The organism is Pseudomonas sp. 10S4, assembly GCF_034344865.1.
Classification (GTDB): domain Bacteria; phylum Pseudomonadota; class Gammaproteobacteria; order Pseudomonadales; family Pseudomonadaceae; genus Aquipseudomonas.
Map to the genome: position 1 here is coordinate 2,663,551 of NZ_CP133774.1, position 17,968 is coordinate 2,681,518.

General features: G+C 58.9%; 12 protein-coding genes, 2 tRNA genes, 1 rRNA gene and 2 pseudogenes. 7 read left to right on the forward strand and 10 right to left on the reverse strand.

The annotated features are described in order from the left end of the window. The first annotated feature begins 97 nt into the window (after positions 1–97). Entirely contained in the window at positions 98–1,186 is a 1,089-nt protein-coding gene (locus RHM58_RS12250; protein ID WP_201200328.1) for a calcium:proton antiporter, read from the forward strand. 79 nt (positions 1,187–1,265) lie between these two features. On the opposite strand, the gene RHM58_RS12255 is transcribed toward RHM58_RS12250, so the two are convergent. The 3 genes from RHM58_RS12255 to RHM58_RS12265 form a co-directional block, all read right to left on the reverse strand. Further along, positions 1,266–2,624 carry an 8-oxoguanine deaminase gene (locus tag RHM58_RS12255; protein WP_201200329.1) on the reverse strand — a complete coding sequence of 453 codons (1,359 nt, stop codon included), beginning with the start codon at positions 2,622–2,624 and terminating at the stop codon, positions 1,266–1,268. A gap of 193 nt (positions 2,625–2,817) precedes the next feature. Beyond that, complete coding sequence (locus RHM58_RS12260) at positions 2,818–3,507, reverse strand: SDR family oxidoreductase (protein WP_322270482.1); 690 nt, start codon at positions 3,505–3,507, stop codon at positions 2,818–2,820. A gap of 25 nt (positions 3,508–3,532) precedes the next feature. Beyond that, the gene (locus tag RHM58_RS12265; protein WP_322270483.1) at positions 3,533–3,883 is read right to left on the reverse strand and encodes a MerR family transcriptional regulator; all 351 of its coding nucleotides are present in this window, start codon (positions 3,881–3,883) and stop codon (positions 3,533–3,535) included. A gap of 82 nt (positions 3,884–3,965) precedes the next feature. On the opposite strand from RHM58_RS12265, the gene RHM58_RS12270 reads away from it, so the two are divergent. Continuing rightward, positions 3,966–4,397, forward strand: coding sequence for a hypothetical protein (locus RHM58_RS12270; protein ID WP_201200333.1), 432 nt, complete (start codon positions 3,966–3,968; stop codon positions 4,395–4,397). A gap of 55 nt (positions 4,398–4,452) precedes the next feature. Here RHM58_RS12270 and RHM58_RS12275 read toward each other — a convergent pair whose 3' ends face one another. From RHM58_RS12275 to RHM58_RS12305, 7 genes and pseudogenes are all read right to left on the reverse strand, one after another. Continuing rightward, the gene (locus tag RHM58_RS12275; RefSeq protein ID WP_201200335.1) at positions 4,453–5,379 is read right to left on the reverse strand and encodes an ABC transporter permease; all 927 of its coding nucleotides are present in this window, start codon (positions 5,377–5,379) and stop codon (positions 4,453–4,455) included. Further along, positions 5,379–6,485, reverse strand: a complete 1,107-nt coding sequence (locus tag RHM58_RS12280) for an ABC transporter permease (protein WP_201200337.1) — start codon at positions 6,483–6,485, stop codon at positions 5,379–5,381. Before RHM58_RS12280 ends, RHM58_RS12275 begins: the two co-directional genes overlap by 1 nt. 11 nt (positions 6,486–6,496) lie before the next feature. Continuing rightward, a complete protein-coding gene (locus tag RHM58_RS12285) occupies positions 6,497–8,074 on the reverse strand; it encodes an ABC transporter ATP-binding protein (RefSeq protein WP_201200339.1) in 1,578 nt (525 codons plus the stop codon). A 601-nt stretch (positions 8,075–8,675) separates the two neighbouring features. Then, positions 8,676–9,257, reverse strand: a complete 582-nt coding sequence (locus tag RHM58_RS12290) for an IMPACT family protein (RefSeq protein ID WP_201200341.1) — start codon at positions 9,255–9,257, stop codon at positions 8,676–8,678. Between the two features lie 7 nt (positions 9,258–9,264). Further along, positions 9,265–9,915 carry a TetR/AcrR family transcriptional regulator gene (locus RHM58_RS12295; RefSeq protein ID WP_201200343.1) on the reverse strand — a complete coding sequence of 217 codons (651 nt, stop codon included), beginning with the start codon at positions 9,913–9,915 and terminating at the stop codon, positions 9,265–9,267. A gap of 87 nt (positions 9,916–10,002) precedes the next feature. Then, entirely contained in the window at positions 10,003–11,397 is a 1,395-nt protein-coding gene (locus RHM58_RS12300; protein ID WP_322270484.1) for a uracil-xanthine permease family protein, read from the reverse strand. A gap of 122 nt (positions 11,398–11,519) precedes the next feature. Continuing rightward, a pseudogene (locus RHM58_RS12305) lies at positions 11,520–12,439 on the reverse strand (LysR family transcriptional regulator). A gap of 138 nt (positions 12,440–12,577) precedes the next feature. On the opposite strand from RHM58_RS12305, the gene RHM58_RS12310 reads away from it, so the two are divergent. From RHM58_RS12310 to RHM58_RS12330, 5 genes and pseudogenes are all read left to right on the forward strand, one after another. After that, a complete protein-coding gene (locus tag RHM58_RS12310) occupies positions 12,578–13,927 on the forward strand; it encodes an aspartate aminotransferase family protein (RefSeq protein WP_322270485.1) in 1,350 nt (449 codons plus the stop codon). A gap of 76 nt (positions 13,928–14,003) precedes the next feature. Continuing rightward, positions 14,004–15,498 (forward strand): annotated as a pseudogene (locus RHM58_RS12315) (CoA-acylating methylmalonate-semialdehyde dehydrogenase). A gap of 625 nt (positions 15,499–16,123) precedes the next feature. Continuing rightward, a 16S ribosomal RNA gene (locus tag RHM58_RS12320) occupies positions 16,124–17,653 on the forward strand. 83 nt (positions 17,654–17,736) lie between these two features. Then, positions 17,737–17,813: transfer RNA gene (locus RHM58_RS12325), tRNA-Ile, on the forward strand. 32 nt (positions 17,814–17,845) lie between these two features. Further along, positions 17,846–17,921 (forward strand) — tRNA-Ala (locus RHM58_RS12330). Positions 17,922–17,968 lie beyond the last annotated feature (47 nt).

Consider the following 17,968-nt stretch of genomic DNA (forward strand, 5'->3'; position numbering starts at 1 on the left):
CATCCACTGGTGCGCTAAGGTGTAACGAAACGTTAGCGCCGCCCCGCAGTCAGTAGCTCATCACCCTGTTTTCGCGCCACTGTGCAAAAGGCCCGCAATGCTCACACTCCTCAAGCAAGAAAAATTTCTGCTGTTGGCCGTTCTCGCCGCCGTCGTTGCGTACCCGCTAGAGCCGTGGATGTTGCACAGCGGCCAACCCGTCGCGCTCGCCGCCGGGCTGGTGCTGATCGCGTTCATCGTCGTCGCCTCGATGCGCGTGGCTCATCACGCCGAATTGCTCGCCGAAAAAGTCGGCGATCCTTACGGCACGATGATTCTGACCCTCGCCGCCGTGCTGGTCGAAGTGGTGATCCTGGCGATCATGATGAGCAACGAAGCCTCGCCGACCCTGGTGCGTGACACGATTTACTCGGCGGTGATGCTCGACATCAACGGCATTCTCGGTCTCGCCGCTTTGATGGGCGGGATCAAGCATGGCGAACAGTCCTACAACGACGACTCGGCGCGCAGCTACAGCGTGATGATCCTCACTGCCATGGGGGTTTCAATGGTGGTGCCGGAGTTCATTCCTGAAGCGAATTGGAAGGTTTATTCGGCGTTCACCATCGGCGCGATGATCGTGCTCTACACCTTGTTTTTGCGCATGCAGGTCGGGCCGCACAGTTATTTTTTCAGCTACAGCTATCCGGAAAAACGCCGCAAGAAAGTCCCGGAAGACGAACCTGAGCCGGTCAACGTGGCGCTTAGCGTCAGTACGCTGGTATTTGGCGTTGTGGTGATTGGCGCCTTGGCCGAGGTGATGTCCAAGACCCTCGACCTGGGGCTGGAAGGAACGGGAGCACCGCCGGTGATCACGGCGATCCTGGTAGCGGCGATTTCCGCTGCGCCGGAGATTTTGACCGCATTGCGCGCGGCATTGGCCAACCGCATGCAGTCGGTGGTCAACATCGCCATGGGCGCTTCGCTGTCGACGGTAATCTTGACGGTGCCGGTGATGGAAGCGATGGCGCTCTACACCGGCCAGCCATTTCATATGGCGATGACCCCGGTGCAGACGGTGATGGTTTTTCTGACGTTGCTCGTCAGTGCGATCAACCTCAACGACGGCGAAACCAATGCCATTGAAGGCATGACTCACTTCGTGTTGTTTGCGACGTTTATCATGTTGTCGTTGCTTGGCCTCTAAGCACACCACAAAACCACGGTGGAAACCGGATCAATGTGGGAGCGAGCAAGCCCGCTCCCACATTTTTGATTGTGTTGTGTCAGGTCCCGGCAATCAACTGCCGAGCCGCCTGGCTGTGATCGGCAATCAAGCCTTTGAGATCCAGCCCTTCAACCTGCCCATCAATCACCCGCCACTTGCCGCCAACCATCACCCGATCCGCCCGATCCGCACCACACAGCAGCAACGCCGACACCGGATCATGGCTGCCGGAAAACCGCAGCTCATCGAGTTTGAACAGCGCCAGATCCGCCTGCTTGCCCACCGCCAACTCACCGATATCGGTACGCCCCAGCAAACTCGCCGAACCCTTGGTCGCCCAGCCCAGGACCAGTTCCGGGGTGATCTTCTCGGCGCCATAACGCAGCCGCTGGATGTACAGCGCCTGACGGGTTTCGAGCATCATGTTCGACGCATCGTTAGACGCCGAGCCGTCCACTCCCAGGCCCAGCAACGCACCCGCGGCGGTCAGGTCCAGCGTCGGACAGATGCCGGACGCCAGGCGCATATTCGAACTCGGGCAATGGCAGATACCGGTGCCGGCCGCGCCGAGGCGGGCGATTTCGTCCGGGTTGAAATGGATGCCGTGGGCCAGCCAGGTGCGCGGGCCGAGCCAGCCGACGCTGTCCAGGTAATCCACGGTGCGCAGGCCAAAGCGTTGCAGGCAGAAGTCCTCTTCGTCGAGGGTTTCAGCCAGGTGTGTGTGCAGGCGCACATCGAGTTTGTTCGCCAGTTCGGCGCTGGCGGACATGATTTCCGGCGTCACCGAGAACGGCGAGCAGGGCGCCAGGGCGATCTGGATTTGTGCACCGTCGCCACGCTCGTGGTACTCGGTAATCAAGCGCTGACTGTCGGCGAGAATCACTTCGCCTTCCTGCACGGTTTGCTGCGGTGGCAGGCCACCGTCCTTTTCGCCGAGGCTCATGGAACCGCGCGTCAGCATGGCGCGCATTCCCAGTTCGCGAACGCTTTCGACTTGCACGTCGATCGCGTTTTCCAGGCCTTCCGGGAACAGATAGTGGTGATCGGCGGCGGTGGTGCAGCCGGACAGCAGCAACTCGGCCAACGCGACTTTGGTGGCCAGGGCGAGTTTTTCAGGCGTGAGGCGCGCCCAGACCGGGTACAGGGTTTTCAGCCACGGGAACAACGGCTGATTGACCACCGGCGCCCAGGCGCGGGTCAGGGTTTGATAGAAATGGTGATGGGTGTTGATCAGGCCGGGCAGAATCACATGCTCGCGGGCATCGAAGACTTGTCCACAAGGTGAGGACGGTTGCTGGCCAGCGGCGAGCACTTCGACGATCAAACCGTCTTGCAGCACCAGGCCGCCACGGGCATCGAGGCCATTGGCAGTGAAGATCGCGAGGGGATTTTTTAACCAGGTACGGGTCGCAGGCATGTTGGCCGGCTCCTCTGAAAGTTGGGTTCAGGTTAGCCAGCTCAGTGATTACCCTGTCTGCTGATCCAGGGTCGCGGTGAGGCGAGGTGCGAAGTTTCAAACAAAACGGCGTCGCGGGCAAGCCCGGCCCGACCAGACGACCCAAAACCCCTGTAGGAGTAGCCTGCGGCAGCTCCTACGGGGGAGGGCGGTGTTACCAGGGAATGGTCTCACCTTTGTAGTTCACAAAATAATGGCCGCCCTTACCGGTATACGCATTCACCTGATCAACCAACCCGCGGGTGCTGGTTTCCACATCCAGGTCTGCGCCTTCGCCGCCCATGTCTGTCTTCACCCAGCCCGGATGCAGTGACAACACGGTGAGTTTCTGTTCGCCCAATTGCGTCACGAAGGTGTTGGTCATCGAGTTCAACGCGGCCTTACTGGCCTTGTACAGCGCCAGCTCCGGTGCGTCCGCCACGGTTACGCTACCCAGCCCGGAACTCATGAACGCCAACACACCGCTGCCGTCACGAATCTGCCCGACGAAACGCTGGGCCAGGTTGATCGGTGCCACTGCGTTGGTGAAAAACAGTTGCCCGACTTCGGCCAGCGTCGCGCCGCCACCAGGCGTCTGAACTTCCGGGCCCTTGACGCCGGCATTCACAAACAACAGGTCAAACACTTCACCCTTGAGCTGTTGGCTCAGGGCGATGACGGCTTGCTGATCATCCATGTCGAGTTTTTCAATCCGCACCTTGCCCAGCGCTTGCAACGCATCGGCCTTCTGCGGGTTGCGCACGGTAGCGGTGACTTGCCAGCCGTCGGCCAGCAAGGTTTTCACCAACCCGAGGCCCAAGCCCCGAGAAGCGCCGATGATGAGTGCGGTTTTTGCCGTGGACATGAGTGGTTTCCTTGATAAATGAGGATCACGGATTCAGTGGACAACGCTGGCCGAGCCGTTGCTGCAACTCGTTGCGCAGCGCGCCGAGTTCGGCCATCCGGGTTTCGATCAACTTGAGCTTGTCTTGCAGCAGTTGCGTGACGGCGCTGTCCGGGTCGGGCGACTGCCATAACGCGGCGACGCTGTTGCCGATCTCGCCGAGGGTAAACCCCAGCCGTTGAGCGGTTTTGATGTACAGCACCAGTTGCACCATGTCCGCCGGGTAGTCGCGATAACCGTTGGCGCTGCGTTGCGCGGCGATCAACCCGCGCTGCTCGTAGAAGCGCAGCGTGTCGCGGCTGACGGCGCTGGCCTGGGCTAATTCACCGATGCGCATCTTGACGTCTCAAAGGGGCTTGACCCTGGAGCATACTCCAGGCTTTAGCCTTGTTGCTCCCTGAATTTATGGAGCAACGCCGATGTGGACTTCAACGCAATATCGCCGACTGGTGCGCGGCAGTGCCTGGTATGACTTGATCGTGACGGCGGCGTTTGCCACGCCTTGGAGTTTTGCCGCGTTGCATGGGGTGTTGTCGAGTGTGAGCCAGGCGTTGAATCTGCCGGGTGAGTTGCCGGCGTTTGAGCCGATGCACATGCTTATGGCTAATTTGTTAGGGTCGATTGTGTGTGTTTGGGCGGTGTTGCGGATTCGTGATCCGCAGCAGGTTTATGGGCGGTATGACGCGGTGGGGCGGTTTTTGTTTGCGGCTTGGCAGGCTTATGCCCTGGCCCATGGCGCCAGTTCGCTGTTGGTAATTTTCTTGTTCTTTGAAGTGGTGTGGGGCGTGGTTCAGGTGTTGCCGGTTCGGGCGCTTTCGCGAGCAAGCCCGCTCCCACAGGGAACTGTGTAAACCCGATCCAATGTGGGAGCGGGCTTGCTCGCGAAGAGGCCCGCCCGGCCGCCTCCTAATGCCCACCCTGCCACGGCTGCCCCAACGACACCGGCGCATACAACCGTGTGCGCACCGCATCCCGTGACAACAGCACCAGCACTACAATGGTCGCGACATACGGCAGCATCGCCAGCAGACTCGACGGAATCGCCAGCCCCAACCCCTGCGCCACCAGATGCAGGATGCTGGCGAGTCCGAACAGATACGCTCCGAGCAACAACCGCCACACCCGCCAACTGGCAAACACCACCAGCGCCAAGGCAATCCAGCCGCGTCCGGCGCTCATGTTCTCGGCCCACATCGGCGTATAGGCCAACGACAAATAAGCCCCGGCCAACCCGGCCATCGCTCCGCCAAACAACACCGCCAACGTACGCACAGCCAATACCGGCAAACCCATCGCACTGGCCGCGTCCGGGTTTTCCCCAACCGCTTGAATGATCAGCCCGACGCGACTTTTAAGGATCGCCCACGCCACCAGTGCAAACAGCGCGAACGACAGATACACCAGTAAATCCTGGGCAAACAGCATCCGGCCGATCAGCGGAATCTCGCTCAAATACGGAATCGCCACCGGCTCAAAACCCGCCAGCGGTTTACCGACCCACGCTGCGCCGACAAACGTCGACAGACCCACACCGAAGATCGTCAGCGCCAACCCGGTGGCCACCTGATTGGCGTTGAACACCAGCGCCACCAAGGCAAACAGCGACGACAGCAGCATCCCGGCGAGCATCGCCAGCAACACGCCAAGCCACAGGTTGCCGCTGTTCAGCGCGACGATAAAACCGATCACCGCGCCAAACAGCATCATGCCTTCCTGGCCCAGATTGAGGACGCCGCTCTTCTCGCAGATCAGTTCCCCCAGCGCCACCAACAGCAACGGCGTACCGCAGCGGACCATGGCGTAGAAAATATTGCTCAGCAGATCGATATCCATCACAGCGCTCCTGCGGTTACGGCGGTGGCGGGTGCGCGGCGTGCCCAGCGCAGGTTCAAACGCGGCCGATAGAGAATCAGCACGTCACTGGCCAGCAGGAAAAACAGCATCATCCCCTGGAACAGTTGGGTGATCGCTTGTGGCAGGTTCATGCTCATCTGCGCGCTCTCGCCACCGATGTACAGCAACGCCATCAACAGGCTGGAAAACAGAATGCCGATCGGATTCAACCGGCCGAGAAACGCCACGGTAATCGCTGCATAGCCGTACCCTGGCGAGACTTGCGGGACTAATTGGCCGATCGGTCCGGTGACTTCACAGACGCCGGCCAATCCGGCCAGGCCGCCGCTAATCAACAGCGCCAACCAGATCAACCGCTTCTCGCGAAAGCCGACAAACCCCGCCGCGCGCTTATCCAGCCCGAGCACTTTGATCTGGAAACCGACAAAGCTTTTCTGTAACAGCACCCACACAGCGACCAGCGCGAGCAGGGCGAAATAAACACCCGCGTGAACCCGACCGTCCTCCATCAACAACGGTAAACGGCTGGCATCACCAAACATCGCCGACTCCGGAAAGTTGAACCCGGCCGGGTCTTTCAACGGCCCGTGCACGCAGAACAGCAGCAGGTTTAGGGCGATGTAATTGAGCATGATGCTGGTGAGGATTTCGTTGGCGTTGAAGCGCGTGCGCAACCACGCCGTCAGCCCGGCCCACGCTGCGCCGGCCATCGTGCCGACGAGCAGGACGAAGACCAGCGCCCAACGACTTTGCATGTCGATGATGTTCACCGCCAGTGCACTGCCGGCCAGGGCGCCAAGCAGCAACTGGCCTTCGGCGCCGATGTTCCAGATCCGTGCTTGATACGCCACCGCCAGGCCCAACGCGCAAAGCAGAATCGGCAAGGCTTTGACCAGCAGTTCGGAAACGCCATACAAGTCGCTGATCGGCGCGATCAGCAAGGTGTGCAAGGTCAGCAACGGGTCGTGACCCAACGCGATAAACAACAATGAGCCGCAGCCCAAAGTCAGCGCCGCCGCCAGCAACGGCGAGCACCACAACATCAGGCGCGATTGCTGGCCACGGGGTTCGAGAGAAAGCAGCATGTGGAACTCCGTTAAAGCGTTGCGGGTGCAGGTGAATGAGGGACGTCGAACTGGCCGGCCATCCAGCCACCGACATCGGTCAGGCGAGTGTCGACGGTGGCCTTGAGCGGCGACAATCGTCCGCTGCACAAGGCGCCGAGGCGATCGCAAATCTGGAACAGTTCATCGAGGTCTTCGGAGATCACCAGGATCGCCGCGCCGGCATCGCGCAAGGCAATCAGCGCGCGGTGAATGGTTGCTGCCGCGCCGACGTCCACGCCCCAGGTCGGGTGCGCGGCCACCAGCAGTTTTGGCTGCTGAAGGATTTCCCGGCCAAGGATGAATTTCTGCAGGTTGCCGCCGGACAGGCTGCGGGCCGCCGTTTGGGTATTGGGCGTCTTCACCCCGAAACGGCGGACGATCTCTTCGGCCAGCGCCTCGACTTTGCCACGCTGGATCAGGCCATTGCTCACCAGCCCTTGCTGAAAAGCCGTGAGCAGGGCGTTGTCGGCCAGGCTCAGTTCCGGAACCGCGCCATGGCCCAGACGTTCGGCGGGGACAAAGGCCAGACCGAGTTTGCGCCGGGCATCGGGGCGCAAATGGGCGACCGCTTGCCCGGCGAAACGGACAGTTGCACCGTCGTTGCGGTTCAGCCGTTCCTCACCGCTGAGCAACGCCAGCAACTCATCCTGACCGTTGCCCGCTACCCCGGCGATGCCGACAATTTCACCGCTGCGTACTTCAAGGTTGATGTCCTTCAGCGAGCAGCCGAACGGGTCCGGGTTATGCCAGGACAATCCACTGACATTCAAAAATGCCTCACCACCGACCACCTTCGGATAGTCAGTAATCAGCTCGGCCGCTTCACCGACCATCAACCGCGCCAGTTGCTGATCCGAGCACTCGGCCGGCACGCAATGCCCGGCCACCCGACCGCCGCGCAGCACCGTGGCGCTGTGGCATAACGCGCGGACTTCGCCGAGCTTGTGGCTGATAAACAGAATGCTGCAGCCCTCGACCGCCAGTCGACGCAAGGTGACGAACAATTCGTGCGCTTCTTGTGGCGTCAGCACCGAGGTGGGCTCATCGAGAATCAGCAGACGAATGTCCTGCATCAGGCAGCGAATGATTTCGACCCGTTGGCGTTCGCCGATGGACAGGCTGTGGACAAGTCGTTCCGGTTCCAGCGCCATGCCGTAGCGTTGGGAAACCTCACGAATCTTCGGCTCCAATTGTTTTGGTGTCCCGGCCGCCGCGCCCATGGCCAGCGCAATGTTTTGCGCCACGCTCAGGGTTTCGAACAGCGAGAAGTGCTGGAACACCATGCCAATCCCAAGCCCGCGTGCCTGGGCAGGATTGCGCATGGCAACGCGTTGTCCTTGCCAGATCACTTCCCCGGAATCGGCGTGGGTGACGCCGTAGATGATCTTCATCAGCGTACTTTTGCCCGCGCCGTTTTCACCGAGCAGGGCATGGATTTCACCGGGAGCGATGCTCAGGTCGATGGCATCGTTGGCCAGGCAACCGGGGTAGCGTTTGCTGATTTTACGTAGCTGCAGGCGCGAGGCTTGATTGGGGATCGGATCGGGGATCGGCACGGGGTTGGGCATGACAGGCTCGGGTCGATTGAGGTTATGCCTGTGGATAAAGCAATTTTCTGGCCATAGAGTCAGGAATTTTCGTAAAGCCTTGCTGATCAGGGCTTTGCGGAGACGTCTGGAACTGTTTCGCTGATGAATCAGGCACCACTTGAGGGCAAGGTATTTGATCAGGCTCCGCTTTTGCCCGCGTCTATTTGATCAAAAAATGAGCAGTCGGCTGCAAGCTATGCCGGACACGGGGCTGAGCCAGCCATGAACGGGTTATCCACAGGTTGCTCCACAGTATTTGTGTGCAAGCGCAACGCTAGGGCATAAGCACTGTGCGGCTATCTTCTAAAGGCGATAAACCGAGCTAACTGTTTGTTTTTTCGTTGATTTCGAATTTTGGACAGGACTTTGGACGAAAAGTGAACAAAGCCCGCAAAGCCGCATGACAGAAGGGTTACAGCGGTATGTGCTCAGGTTATCCACAGCCGGGTGCACAGTAGATGTGGGCAACTGTTGAATACAGTGAAATTGGGGAATGCCCCAAAAGATCGCAGCCTTCGGCAGCTCCAGGGGATCGCGATTTCAACGTAGGAGCTGCCGAAGGCTGCGATCTTTTGATCTTCTAGCGTTGCAGCAAAATCCGGCCGCGGCTCAAATCCGCGAGGTGTGATTGCAAGGTGTCGATCATCTGTTCAGCGATGGCCAGTTTCAGCTCCACGCCATTAGCGGTGAAGGATTCCTCCACCACCAAGCCGCCGAGTTCCGCCACCCGCAACTTCACCAACGCCAACTCGCCAAACCCACATGCGCAACTCAACGGCACCCGGCTGATCAACTCAACCTTCGGCGCCGCTTGCAGGCACTTGTTCGCACCGCCGCCGTAAGCGCGGGCAAGTCCACCGGTGCCGAGTTGAATGCCGCCATACCAACGAATCACCAGCACCGCGACCTGATCGCAATCCTGCGCTTCAATCGCCGCCAGAATTGGCCGGCCAGCCGTCCCGCCGGGTTCGCCATCGTCGTTGCTGCGGTACTGGTCGCCGAGCTTCCAGGCCCAGCAATTGTGCGAGGCGTTCAAGTCACTGTGTTGTTCGATGAACGCTTGGGCATCCGCCGGGCTGCTGATCGGCCCGGCGAAGGTGATGAAGCGGCTTTTGCGAATCTCTTCGCGGTATTCGCAAAAACCGCTGAGGGTAAAAGGCATAAAGGACTTAGATAGCCGGTGTCAGGCCGCAGCCCTTGAGGATGATGCGGATCAGGTTGGTGCCGGCGTCTTCCATGTCTTGCTTGGTCAGCTTGGTGCGCCCGCTGACACGGCAAATCTGGGTGGCGAAGTCGGCGTAATGCTGAGTGCTGCCCCACAACAGGAAGATCAGGTTTACCGGGTCGACCGGGTCCATCTTGCCGGCGTCGATCCACGCCTGGAACACGGCGGCCCGGCCCTGGAACCAGGCGCGATAGTCCTGGTTGAAATACTCGGTCAGGCACTCGCCGCCGCTGATCACTTCCATGGCGAAAATCCGCGAGGCCTGTGGCTGGCGTCGGGAGAACTCCATCTTCGCGCGGATGTAACGGGTCAGCGCCTCGGCCGGATCGTCTTCGGCGGTCAGGGTGTTGAACGTGCTGTCCCACAACTCGATGATGTTGCTCAGTACCGCCACGTACAGCCCAAGCTTGTTGGTGAAGTAGTAATGCAGGTTCGCTTTGGGCAACCCGGCATTCTGGGCGATGGTGTTCATGCTGGTGCCTTTGAACCCGTGGCGGGCGAATTCATCTTCGGCGGCTTTGAGGATCGTCTCTTCGTTCTTTTGACGAATGCGGCTGGCAGGTTTGCCGCCGTGGGCGGGGACTTCAAAGGTCATAGGCACTTCCGAAATAGTCTGTGGGTGCAACCAGTGCGTTGATAGCGCACCCACAGGTTTCAGACAAGTCCTGAGGCAATAAAACCCTTATAGCTGCTCGATTGGGTCGCTTTTTAACGGGGTATTGGCGTCAAGCATTTGGGTTTTCGATTCGGGCAGCAACAGGCACATCAGGATCGCTGTGATACCGCCGCTGGTGATCGCCGAGTCGAACAGGTTCTGCACCAGTTTTGGCAGCAGGTGCAAAAGGCTCGGCTGCGCGGCGATGCCCAGGCCAACACCAAAGGAAGTCGCAATGATCAACATGCTGCGACGATCCAGCGGCGCCTGGGCGAGGATGCGCACGCCGGCCGCCGCGACACTGCCGAACATCACCAGGGTTGCGCCGCCGAGCACCGGTTTGGGGATCTGCTGCAACACCGCGCCAATCAATGGAAACAGCCCGAGGCAAAACAGTACGGCGCCGATGTACAGGCCGACGTAACGGCTGGCGACGCCGGTCAACTGGATCACGCCGTTGTTCTGCGCAAACGTGGTGTTGGGGAACGCGCTGAAGGTCGCGGCGATCAGGCAACTGAAACCGTCACCGAGCACACCGCCCTTGAGTCGGCTTATATAAGAAGGACCGCTGATGGGCTGGCGGGCGAGCATGCAGTTGGCGGTGAGGTCGCCGACGGTCTCGATGGTGCTGATCAGATAAATCAGCGCCACGGGCAGGAAAGCCGTCCAGTCGAAGCTGAAACCGAATCGGAAAGGAATCGGAAGACTTACGAAGGGCACGTCAGGTAACGGTTGCGGCACCAGTTTTCCACTGAAGTACGCCGCGATGCTGCCCAGCACCAAGCCAATGATGATGGCCGAAAGGCGAATCCACGGCGTATTCGAGCGATTGAGCAGGACGATCGTCAACAGCACGAACACGCCCAGCGCCAGATTGCCCGGTGCGCCGAAATCCGCTGCGTTGAAACCACCGCCGAGGTCAGTGATGCCAACCTTGATCAGGCTGATGCCAATCAAGGTAATGACAATCCCGGTCACCAGCGGCGTGATCACCCGGCGCAGTTGGCCGATGAAACGGCTCAAAACGATCTGCACCACGGCGCCGAAAAAGCACACGCCGAAGATCATCGCCAGAATGTCTTCCGGGCTACCGCCCCGTTGCTTGACCAGGAAACCCGCTGACAGCACTGCGCCCAAAAACGCAAAACTGGTGCCTTGCAGGCAGATCATCCCGGCACCGATGCCGAATGGCCTACGGGCCTGGATGAACGTTCCTACGCCGGAGACCATCAGCGCCATGCTGATCAAGTATGGCAAATAGGCAGTCAGCCCCAGCGCCGAGCCGATCACCAGCGGCGGGGTGATGATCCCGACGAAGCTGGCGAGCACGTGTTGCAGGGCGGCGAGGATCGCGGCGAGGGGTTTTGGACGATCGTTGAGGCCGTAGATCAGATCGCTGGGGGTTGAGGATTCTGGCTGCATGGGCGTAGGAACTCATTGCTGACGGATCAAGGTGCTGATGCGTTGCAAAAAGCTGTCCAGGTGCTCAGGTTATTGATCGATTTGTGCTGCGTCGCCCAGCGTGGCTGGGCTGTACAGGATTCTTAGCGAGTCGCCGCCAGGCTCTCCAAAAGCTTTCCAGCACCAAATGGGGGCGACGGCCCTTGCGTGTGACCGATGCGAGGCTCAGGTCATAAAAACGCGCGGTTGGCTTCAATGCACGCAATCGGCCCTGCTGGACCCAGAGGCTGGCGTAGTGATCCGGCAGGTAACCGATGTAGCGTCCGGTCAAAATCAGGAACGCCATGCCTTCGCGGTCCGAGGCGCTGGCGGTGCAATTGAGGGCTTGGTAATGCGCCTGGATCTCGGCGGGCAGGCGGAAGGTTGGGGCGATGGCGTCCTGGCTATTGAGGCGTTCATCGTCCAGTTGCTTGTCGTCGACATAAAACAACGGATGGCCGACCGCGCAATACAGCAGCGAGCGTTCACTGTAGAGCGGTTGATATTCCAGCCCCGACAAGGCGCTGGCCTGCGGCACTACGCCGACGTGAAGGCGCCCGTCGAGCACCCCTTGTTCAACTTCGTTGGGAGCGATCATGCGGATCTGAATTTGTACGTCCGGCCCGCGCTCCTTCAATTGCGCCAATGCGTGGGTAATACGCATATGGGGGAGGGTGACCAGGTTGTCGGTCAGGCCGATGGTCAACTCGCCGCGCAAATGTTGATGCAGGCCGTTGACCTCGGTGCGGAAACTTTCCAGCGCACCTAATAGTTGCAACGCCGAGTGGTAGACCTCGCGACCTTCTTCGGTCAGGGAAAACCCGGCGCGGCCACGTTGGCACAGGCGCAGGCCGAGGCGTTGTTCCAGGTCGCTCATTTGCTGGCTGATGGCCGAGCGGCCGATGCCCAGCACTGACTCCGCCGCAGAGAATCCGCCGCACTCCACCACGCTGCGAAAAATCCTCAGCAGGCGAATATCAAAGTCGCTGACTTGTGCCAGCGGATCGGGGCGGCGAGTGCTCATGCTTTCGTACTCAAAGTTTAGTGGCTGGCAGACTGAACGTTAGAAGAGTTGGATTTCACCGACTTTATCCCCGTGGCAATTTAGCTGCAAGAACGCTTTTGATCTCTATGCCGCTTATTGCCCTGCGAGGTTTTGCTCATGAACTTGCCCGAAAACGCCCAGTCTTCCCTGGCCAGCCAGCTCAAACTGGATGCGCACTGGATGCCCTACACCGCTAACCGCAATTTCCAGCGCGATCCGCGACTGATCGTTGCGGCCGAAGGCAGTTGGCTGACAGACGATAAGGGCCGCAAGGTCTACGATTCGCTCTCGGGTCTGTGGACCTGTGGCGCCGGGCACACTCGCAAGGAAATCCAGGAAGCGGTTGCCAAGCAGTTGGGTACCCTCGATTACTCGCCGGGCTTCCAGTACGGCCATCCGTTGTCGTTCCAACTGGCCGAGAAAATCACTGACCTGACGCCGGGCAATCTGAATCACGTGTTCTTCACTGACTCGGGTTCCGAGTGTGCTGACACTGCGGTGAAGATGGTGCGTGCCTACTGGCGCCTGAAAGGCCAGGCGACCAAAACCAAAATGATCGGCCGTGCCCGTGGTTACCACGGCGTGAACATCGCCGGCACCAGTCTCGGCGGCGTGAACGGCAACCGCAAAATGTTTGGTCAGGCAATGATGGACGTCGATCATCTACCGCACACCTTGCTGGCCAGCAATGCTTACTCCCGTGGCATGCCGAAAGAAGGCGGTATCGCTCTGGCCGATGAGCTGCTGAAACTGATCGAGCTGCACGACGCCTCGAATATCGCGGCGGTGTTCGTCGAGCCAATGGCCGGTTCCGCTGGCGTGCTGGTTCCGCCTGAGGGTTACCTCAAGCGTCTGCGTGACATCTGCGATCAGCACAACATCCTGCTGGTGTTCGACGAAGTGATCACCGGTTTCGGCCGTACCGGTTCGATGTTCGGCGCCGACAGCTTTGGCGTGACCCCGGACCTGATGTGCATCGCCAAGCAAGTCACCAACGGCGCGATCCCGATGGGCGCGGTGATTGCCAGCTCCGAGATCTATCACACCTTCATGAACCAGGCGACGCCGGAGTACGCGGTGGAATTCCCGCACGGCTACACCTATTCCGCGCACCCGGTGGCCTGTGCTGCTGGCCTGGCGGCACTCGACCTGCTGCAAAAGGAAAACCTGGTGCAGAGCGTGGCCGAAATCGCTCCGCATTTCGAAAATGCGTTGCACGGTCTGAAAGGTTCGAAAAACGTCATCGATATTCGTAACTACGGCTTGGCTGGCGCGATCCAGATTGCCGGGCGTGACGGCGATGCGATTGTGCGTCCATTCGAAGCCGGGATGGCGCTGTGGAAAGCCGGGTTCTACGTACGCTTTGGCGGCGACACCCTGCAGTTCGGCCCAACCTTCAACAGCAAGCCGCAGGACCTGGATCGTCTGTTCGATGCGGTTGGCGAAGTGCTGAACAAGATCGACTGATTTCTCCCTCTATATATGTACAAACACCAGGCGCCCCTCGACGGGCGCCGGTGGACAAAAATTTCAGGAGTACCGCATGAGCCTCATCCCGCATTTGATCAATGGCGAACTGGTGACCGAAGAAGGTCGCACGGCTGACGTGTTCAACCCGTCGACCGGCAAGGCCATCCACAAGCTGCCATTGGCCAGCCGCGAAACCATTCAAAAAGCCATCGACGCGGCCAAAGCTGCATTCCCGGCCTGGCGCAACACGCCGCCGGCCAAACGTGCCCAGGTGATGTTCCGCTTCAAGCAACTGCTGGAGCAGAACGAAGCGCGCATCGCGCAATTAATCAGCGAAGAGCACGGCAAGACGCTGGAAGATGCGGCCGGTGAACTGAAGCGTGGGATTGAGAACGTCGAGTTTGCTTGTGCGGCGCCGGAGATCCTCAAGGGCGAGTACAGCCGTAACGTCGGCCCAAACATCGATGCATGGTCGGATTTCCAGCCGTTGGGCGTGGTTGCGGGCATCAGCTCCGTTCAACTTCCCGGCCATGGTGCCGATGTGGATGTACCCACTGGCGATCGTCTGCGGTAACTGCTTCATCCTTAAACCGTCCGAGCGTGATCCGAGCTCCACGCTGCTGATCGCTCAGTTGTTGGTCGAAGCGGGTCTGCCTAAAGGTGTGCTGAGCGTTGTGCATGGCGACAAGACCGCCGTGGATGCGTTGATCGAAGCGCCGGAAGTCAAAGCGCTGAGCTTCGTTGGCTCGACGCCGATTGCCGAGTACATCTATGCCGAAGGTACCAAGCGCGGCAAACGTGTCCAGGCACTGGGCGGGGCGAAGAACCATGCGGTGCTGATGCCGGATGCGGATCTGGATAACGCCGTCAGCGCACTGATGGGCGCGGCTTATGGTTCCTGCGGTGAGCGTTGCATGGCGATCTCGGTGGCCGTGTGCGTCGGTGACCAGGTGGCGGATGCGTTGGTGGCCAAGTTGGTACCGCAAATCAAGGCGCTGAAGATTGGTGCCGGTACGTCGTGTGGTCTGGACATGGGGCCGCTGGTTTCCGGTCAGGCTCGCGATAAAGTCAGTGGCTATATAGAAGACGGCGTTTCTTCGGGTGCGACCCTGGTGGTGGATGGCCGTGGTCTGAGCGTGGCCGGCCATGAGGAAGGGTTCTTCCTGGGTGGCTGCCTGTTCGATAACGTCACGCCGGAGATGCGCATCTATAAAGAAGAGATCTTCGGGCCGGTGTTGTGCGTCGTTCGGGTCAACAGCCTGGAAGAGGCGATGCAACTGATCAACGATCACGAGTATGGCAACGGTACCTGCATCTTTACCCGTGACGGGGAAGCGGCGCGGTTGTTCTGCGATGAGATTGAAGTCGGCATGGTCGGGGTCAACGTGCCGTTGCCGGTGCCAGTGGCGTATCACAGCTTTGGTGGCTGGAAGCGCTCGCTGTTCGGCGACTTGCATGCCTATGGCCCGGATGGCGTGCGTTTCTATACCCGTCGTAAGGCCATCACCCAGCGCTGGCCACAACGGGCGAGCCATGAAGCTTCGCAATTCGCGTTCCCTAGCTTGTAAGTAGAAGGGAAGAAGGCCGGCTCCTTGGGGCCGGCCTTCGCGTTTCTGGGCTTTTCTGACTTATATGACAGAATTGTGAAAATAGGTGTTGACGGCAGATTCTGGAAGTCTATAATTCGCCCCACTTCCGGCGCAGTCGAAACGGAAAACTCCTTGGTAAACAAAGAGTTATGCAGTTTTCGGCAGCGAGTTGCTTCAGGTCATCGAAGCCCAGAAGGAGTTGGTAGAGCGGTGCTGTGTGGCTCTATTAACGGTTCGATCTTCTCGGTCGAAAGTAGCGGAAAAGAGGTGTTGACAGCAGCGAGTAACGCTGTAGAATTCGCCTCCCGCTAACGAGAGATCGGAAGCGCAAGTGGTTGAAGTTGCAAAGGAAACTTTGAAAACTTCTGAAAATAACCGCTTGACAGTGACAGAGGCTGCTGTAGAATGCGCGCCTCGGTTGAGACGAAAGATCTTAACCAACCGCTCTTTAACAACTGAATCAAGCAATTCGTGTGGGTGCTTGTGGAGTCAGACTGATAGTCAACAAGATTATCAGCATCACAAGTTACTCCGCGAGAAATCAAAGATGTAACCAACGATTGCTGAGCCAAGTTTAGGGTTTCTTAAAAACCCAAAGATGTTTGAACTGAAGAGTTTGATCATGGCTCAGATTGAACGCTGGCGGCAGGCCTAACACATGCAAGTCGAGCGGCAGCACGGGTACTTGTACCTGGTGGCGAGCGGCGGACGGGTGAGTAATGCCTAGGAATCTGCCTGGTAGTGGGGGATAACGCTCGGAAACGGACGCTAATACCGCATACGTCCTACGGGAGAAAGCAGGGGACCTTCGGGCCTTGCGCTATCAGATGAGCCTAGGTCGGATTAGCTAGTTGGTGAGGTAATGGCTCACCAAGGCGACGATCGGGTAGCCGGCCTGAGAGGGTGACCGGCCACACTGGGACTGAGACACGGCCCAGACTCCTACGGGAGGCAGCAGTGGGGAATATTGCACAATGGGCGAAAGCCTGATGCAGCAACGCCGCGTGAGGGACGACGGCCTTCGGGTTGTAAACCTCTTTTAGTAGGGAAGAAGCGAAAGTGACGGTACCTGCAGAAAAAGCACAGGCTAACTACGTGCCAGCAGCCGCGGTAATACGTAGGGTGCAAGCGTTGTCCGGAATTATTGGGCGTAAAGAGCTCGTAGGCGGTTTGTCGCGTCTGCTGTGAAAACCCGAGGCTCAACCTCGGGCCTGCAGTGGGTACGGGCAGACTAGAGTGCGGTAGGGGAGATTGGAATTCCTGGTGTAGCGGTGGAATGCGCAGATATCAGGAGGAACACCAATGGCGAAGGCAGATCTCTGGGCCGTAACTGACGCTGAGGAGCGAAAGCATGGGGAGCGAACAGGATTAGATACCCTGGTAGTCCATGCCGTAAACGTTGGGAACTAGATGTGGGGACCATTCCACGGTCTCCGTGTCGCAGCTAACGCATTAAGTTCCCCGCCTGGGGAGTACGGCCGCAAGGCTAAAACTCAAAGGAATTGACGGGGGCCCGCACAAGCGGCGGAGCATGCGGATTAATTCGATGCAACGCGAAGAACCTTACCAAGGCTTGACATCCAATGAACTTTCTAGAGATAGATTGGTGCCTTCGGGAACATTGAGACAGGTGGTGCATGGTTGTCGTCAGCTCGTGTCGTGAGATGTTGGGTTAAGTCCCGCAACGAGCGCAACCCTCTTCCTATGTTGCCAGCACGTAATGGTGGGAACTCATGGGATACTGCCGGTGTCAACTCGGAGGAAGGTGGGGATGACGTCAAATCATCATGCCCCTTATGTCTTGGGCTTCACGCATGCTACAATGGCCGGTACAAAGGGCTGCAATACCGCAAGGTGGAGCTAATCCCAAAAAGCCGGTCTCAGTTCGGATTGAGGTCTGCAACTCGACCTCATGAAGTCGGAGTCGCTAGTAATCGCAGATCAGCAACGCTGCGGTGAATACGTTCCCGGGCCTTGTACACACCGCCCGTCACAGCCATGGGAGTGGGTTGCACCAGAAGCTAGCTAGTCTAACCTCTCGGGAAGGAGCGGTTACCACGGTGTGATTCGATGACTAGGACTGAAGTCGTAACAAGGTAGCCGTAGGGGAACCTGCGGCTGGATCACCTCCTTAATCGACGACATCAGCTGCTCCATAAGTTCCCACACGAATTGCTTGATTCATTGAAGAAGACGATAAAGAAGCAGCCCGAAATTGGGTCTGTAGCTCAGTTGGTTAGAGCGCACCCCTGATAAGGGTGAGGTCGGCAGTTCGAATCTGCCCAGACCCACCAATTTTGCTTGTGTGGGACACCTGTAGAAATATGGGGCCATAGCTCAGCTGGGAGAGCGCCTGCCTTGCACGCAGGAGGTCAACGGTTCGATCCCGTTTGGCTCCACCACTACTGCTTCTGTTTGTTGAAAGCTTAGAAATGAGCATTCCATCCTG

Excerpts from the sequence above, each read along its gene's own strand:
- RHM58_RS12250 (WP_201200328.1), top strand. The coding sequence starts at position 98 with ATGCTCACACTCCTCAAGCAAGAAAAATTTCTGCTGTTGGCCGTTCTC.
- RHM58_RS12255 (WP_201200329.1), bottom strand. The coding sequence starts at position 2,624 with ATGCCTGCGACCCGTACCTGGTTAAAAAATCCCCTCGCGATCTTCACT.
- RHM58_RS12260 (WP_322270482.1), bottom strand. The coding sequence starts at position 3,507 with ATGTCCACGGCAAAAACCGCACTCATCATCGGCGCTTCTCGGGGCTTG.
- RHM58_RS12265 (WP_322270483.1), bottom strand. The coding sequence starts at position 3,883 with ATGCGCATCGGTGAATTAGCCCAGGCCAGCGCCGTCAGCCGCGACACG.
- RHM58_RS12270 (WP_201200333.1), top strand. The coding sequence starts at position 3,966 with ATGTGGACTTCAACGCAATATCGCCGACTGGTGCGCGGCAGTGCCTGG.
- RHM58_RS12275 (WP_201200335.1), bottom strand. The coding sequence starts at position 5,379 with ATGGATATCGATCTGCTGAGCAATATTTTCTACGCCATGGTCCGCTGC.
- RHM58_RS12280 (WP_201200337.1), bottom strand. The coding sequence starts at position 6,485 with ATGCTGCTTTCTCTCGAACCCCGTGGCCAGCAATCGCGCCTGATGTTG.
- RHM58_RS12285 (WP_201200339.1), bottom strand. The coding sequence starts at position 8,074 with ATGCCCAACCCCGTGCCGATCCCCGATCCGATCCCCAATCAAGCCTCG.
- RHM58_RS12290 (WP_201200341.1), bottom strand. The coding sequence starts at position 9,257 with ATGCCTTTTACCCTCAGCGGTTTTTGCGAATACCGCGAAGAGATTCGC.
- RHM58_RS12295 (WP_201200343.1), bottom strand. The coding sequence starts at position 9,915 with ATGACCTTTGAAGTCCCCGCCCACGGCGGCAAACCTGCCAGCCGCATT.
- RHM58_RS12300 (WP_322270484.1), bottom strand. The coding sequence starts at position 11,397 with ATGCAGCCAGAATCCTCAACCCCCAGCGATCTGATCTACGGCCTCAAC.
- RHM58_RS12310 (WP_322270485.1), top strand. The coding sequence starts at position 12,578 with ATGAACTTGCCCGAAAACGCCCAGTCTTCCCTGGCCAGCCAGCTCAAA.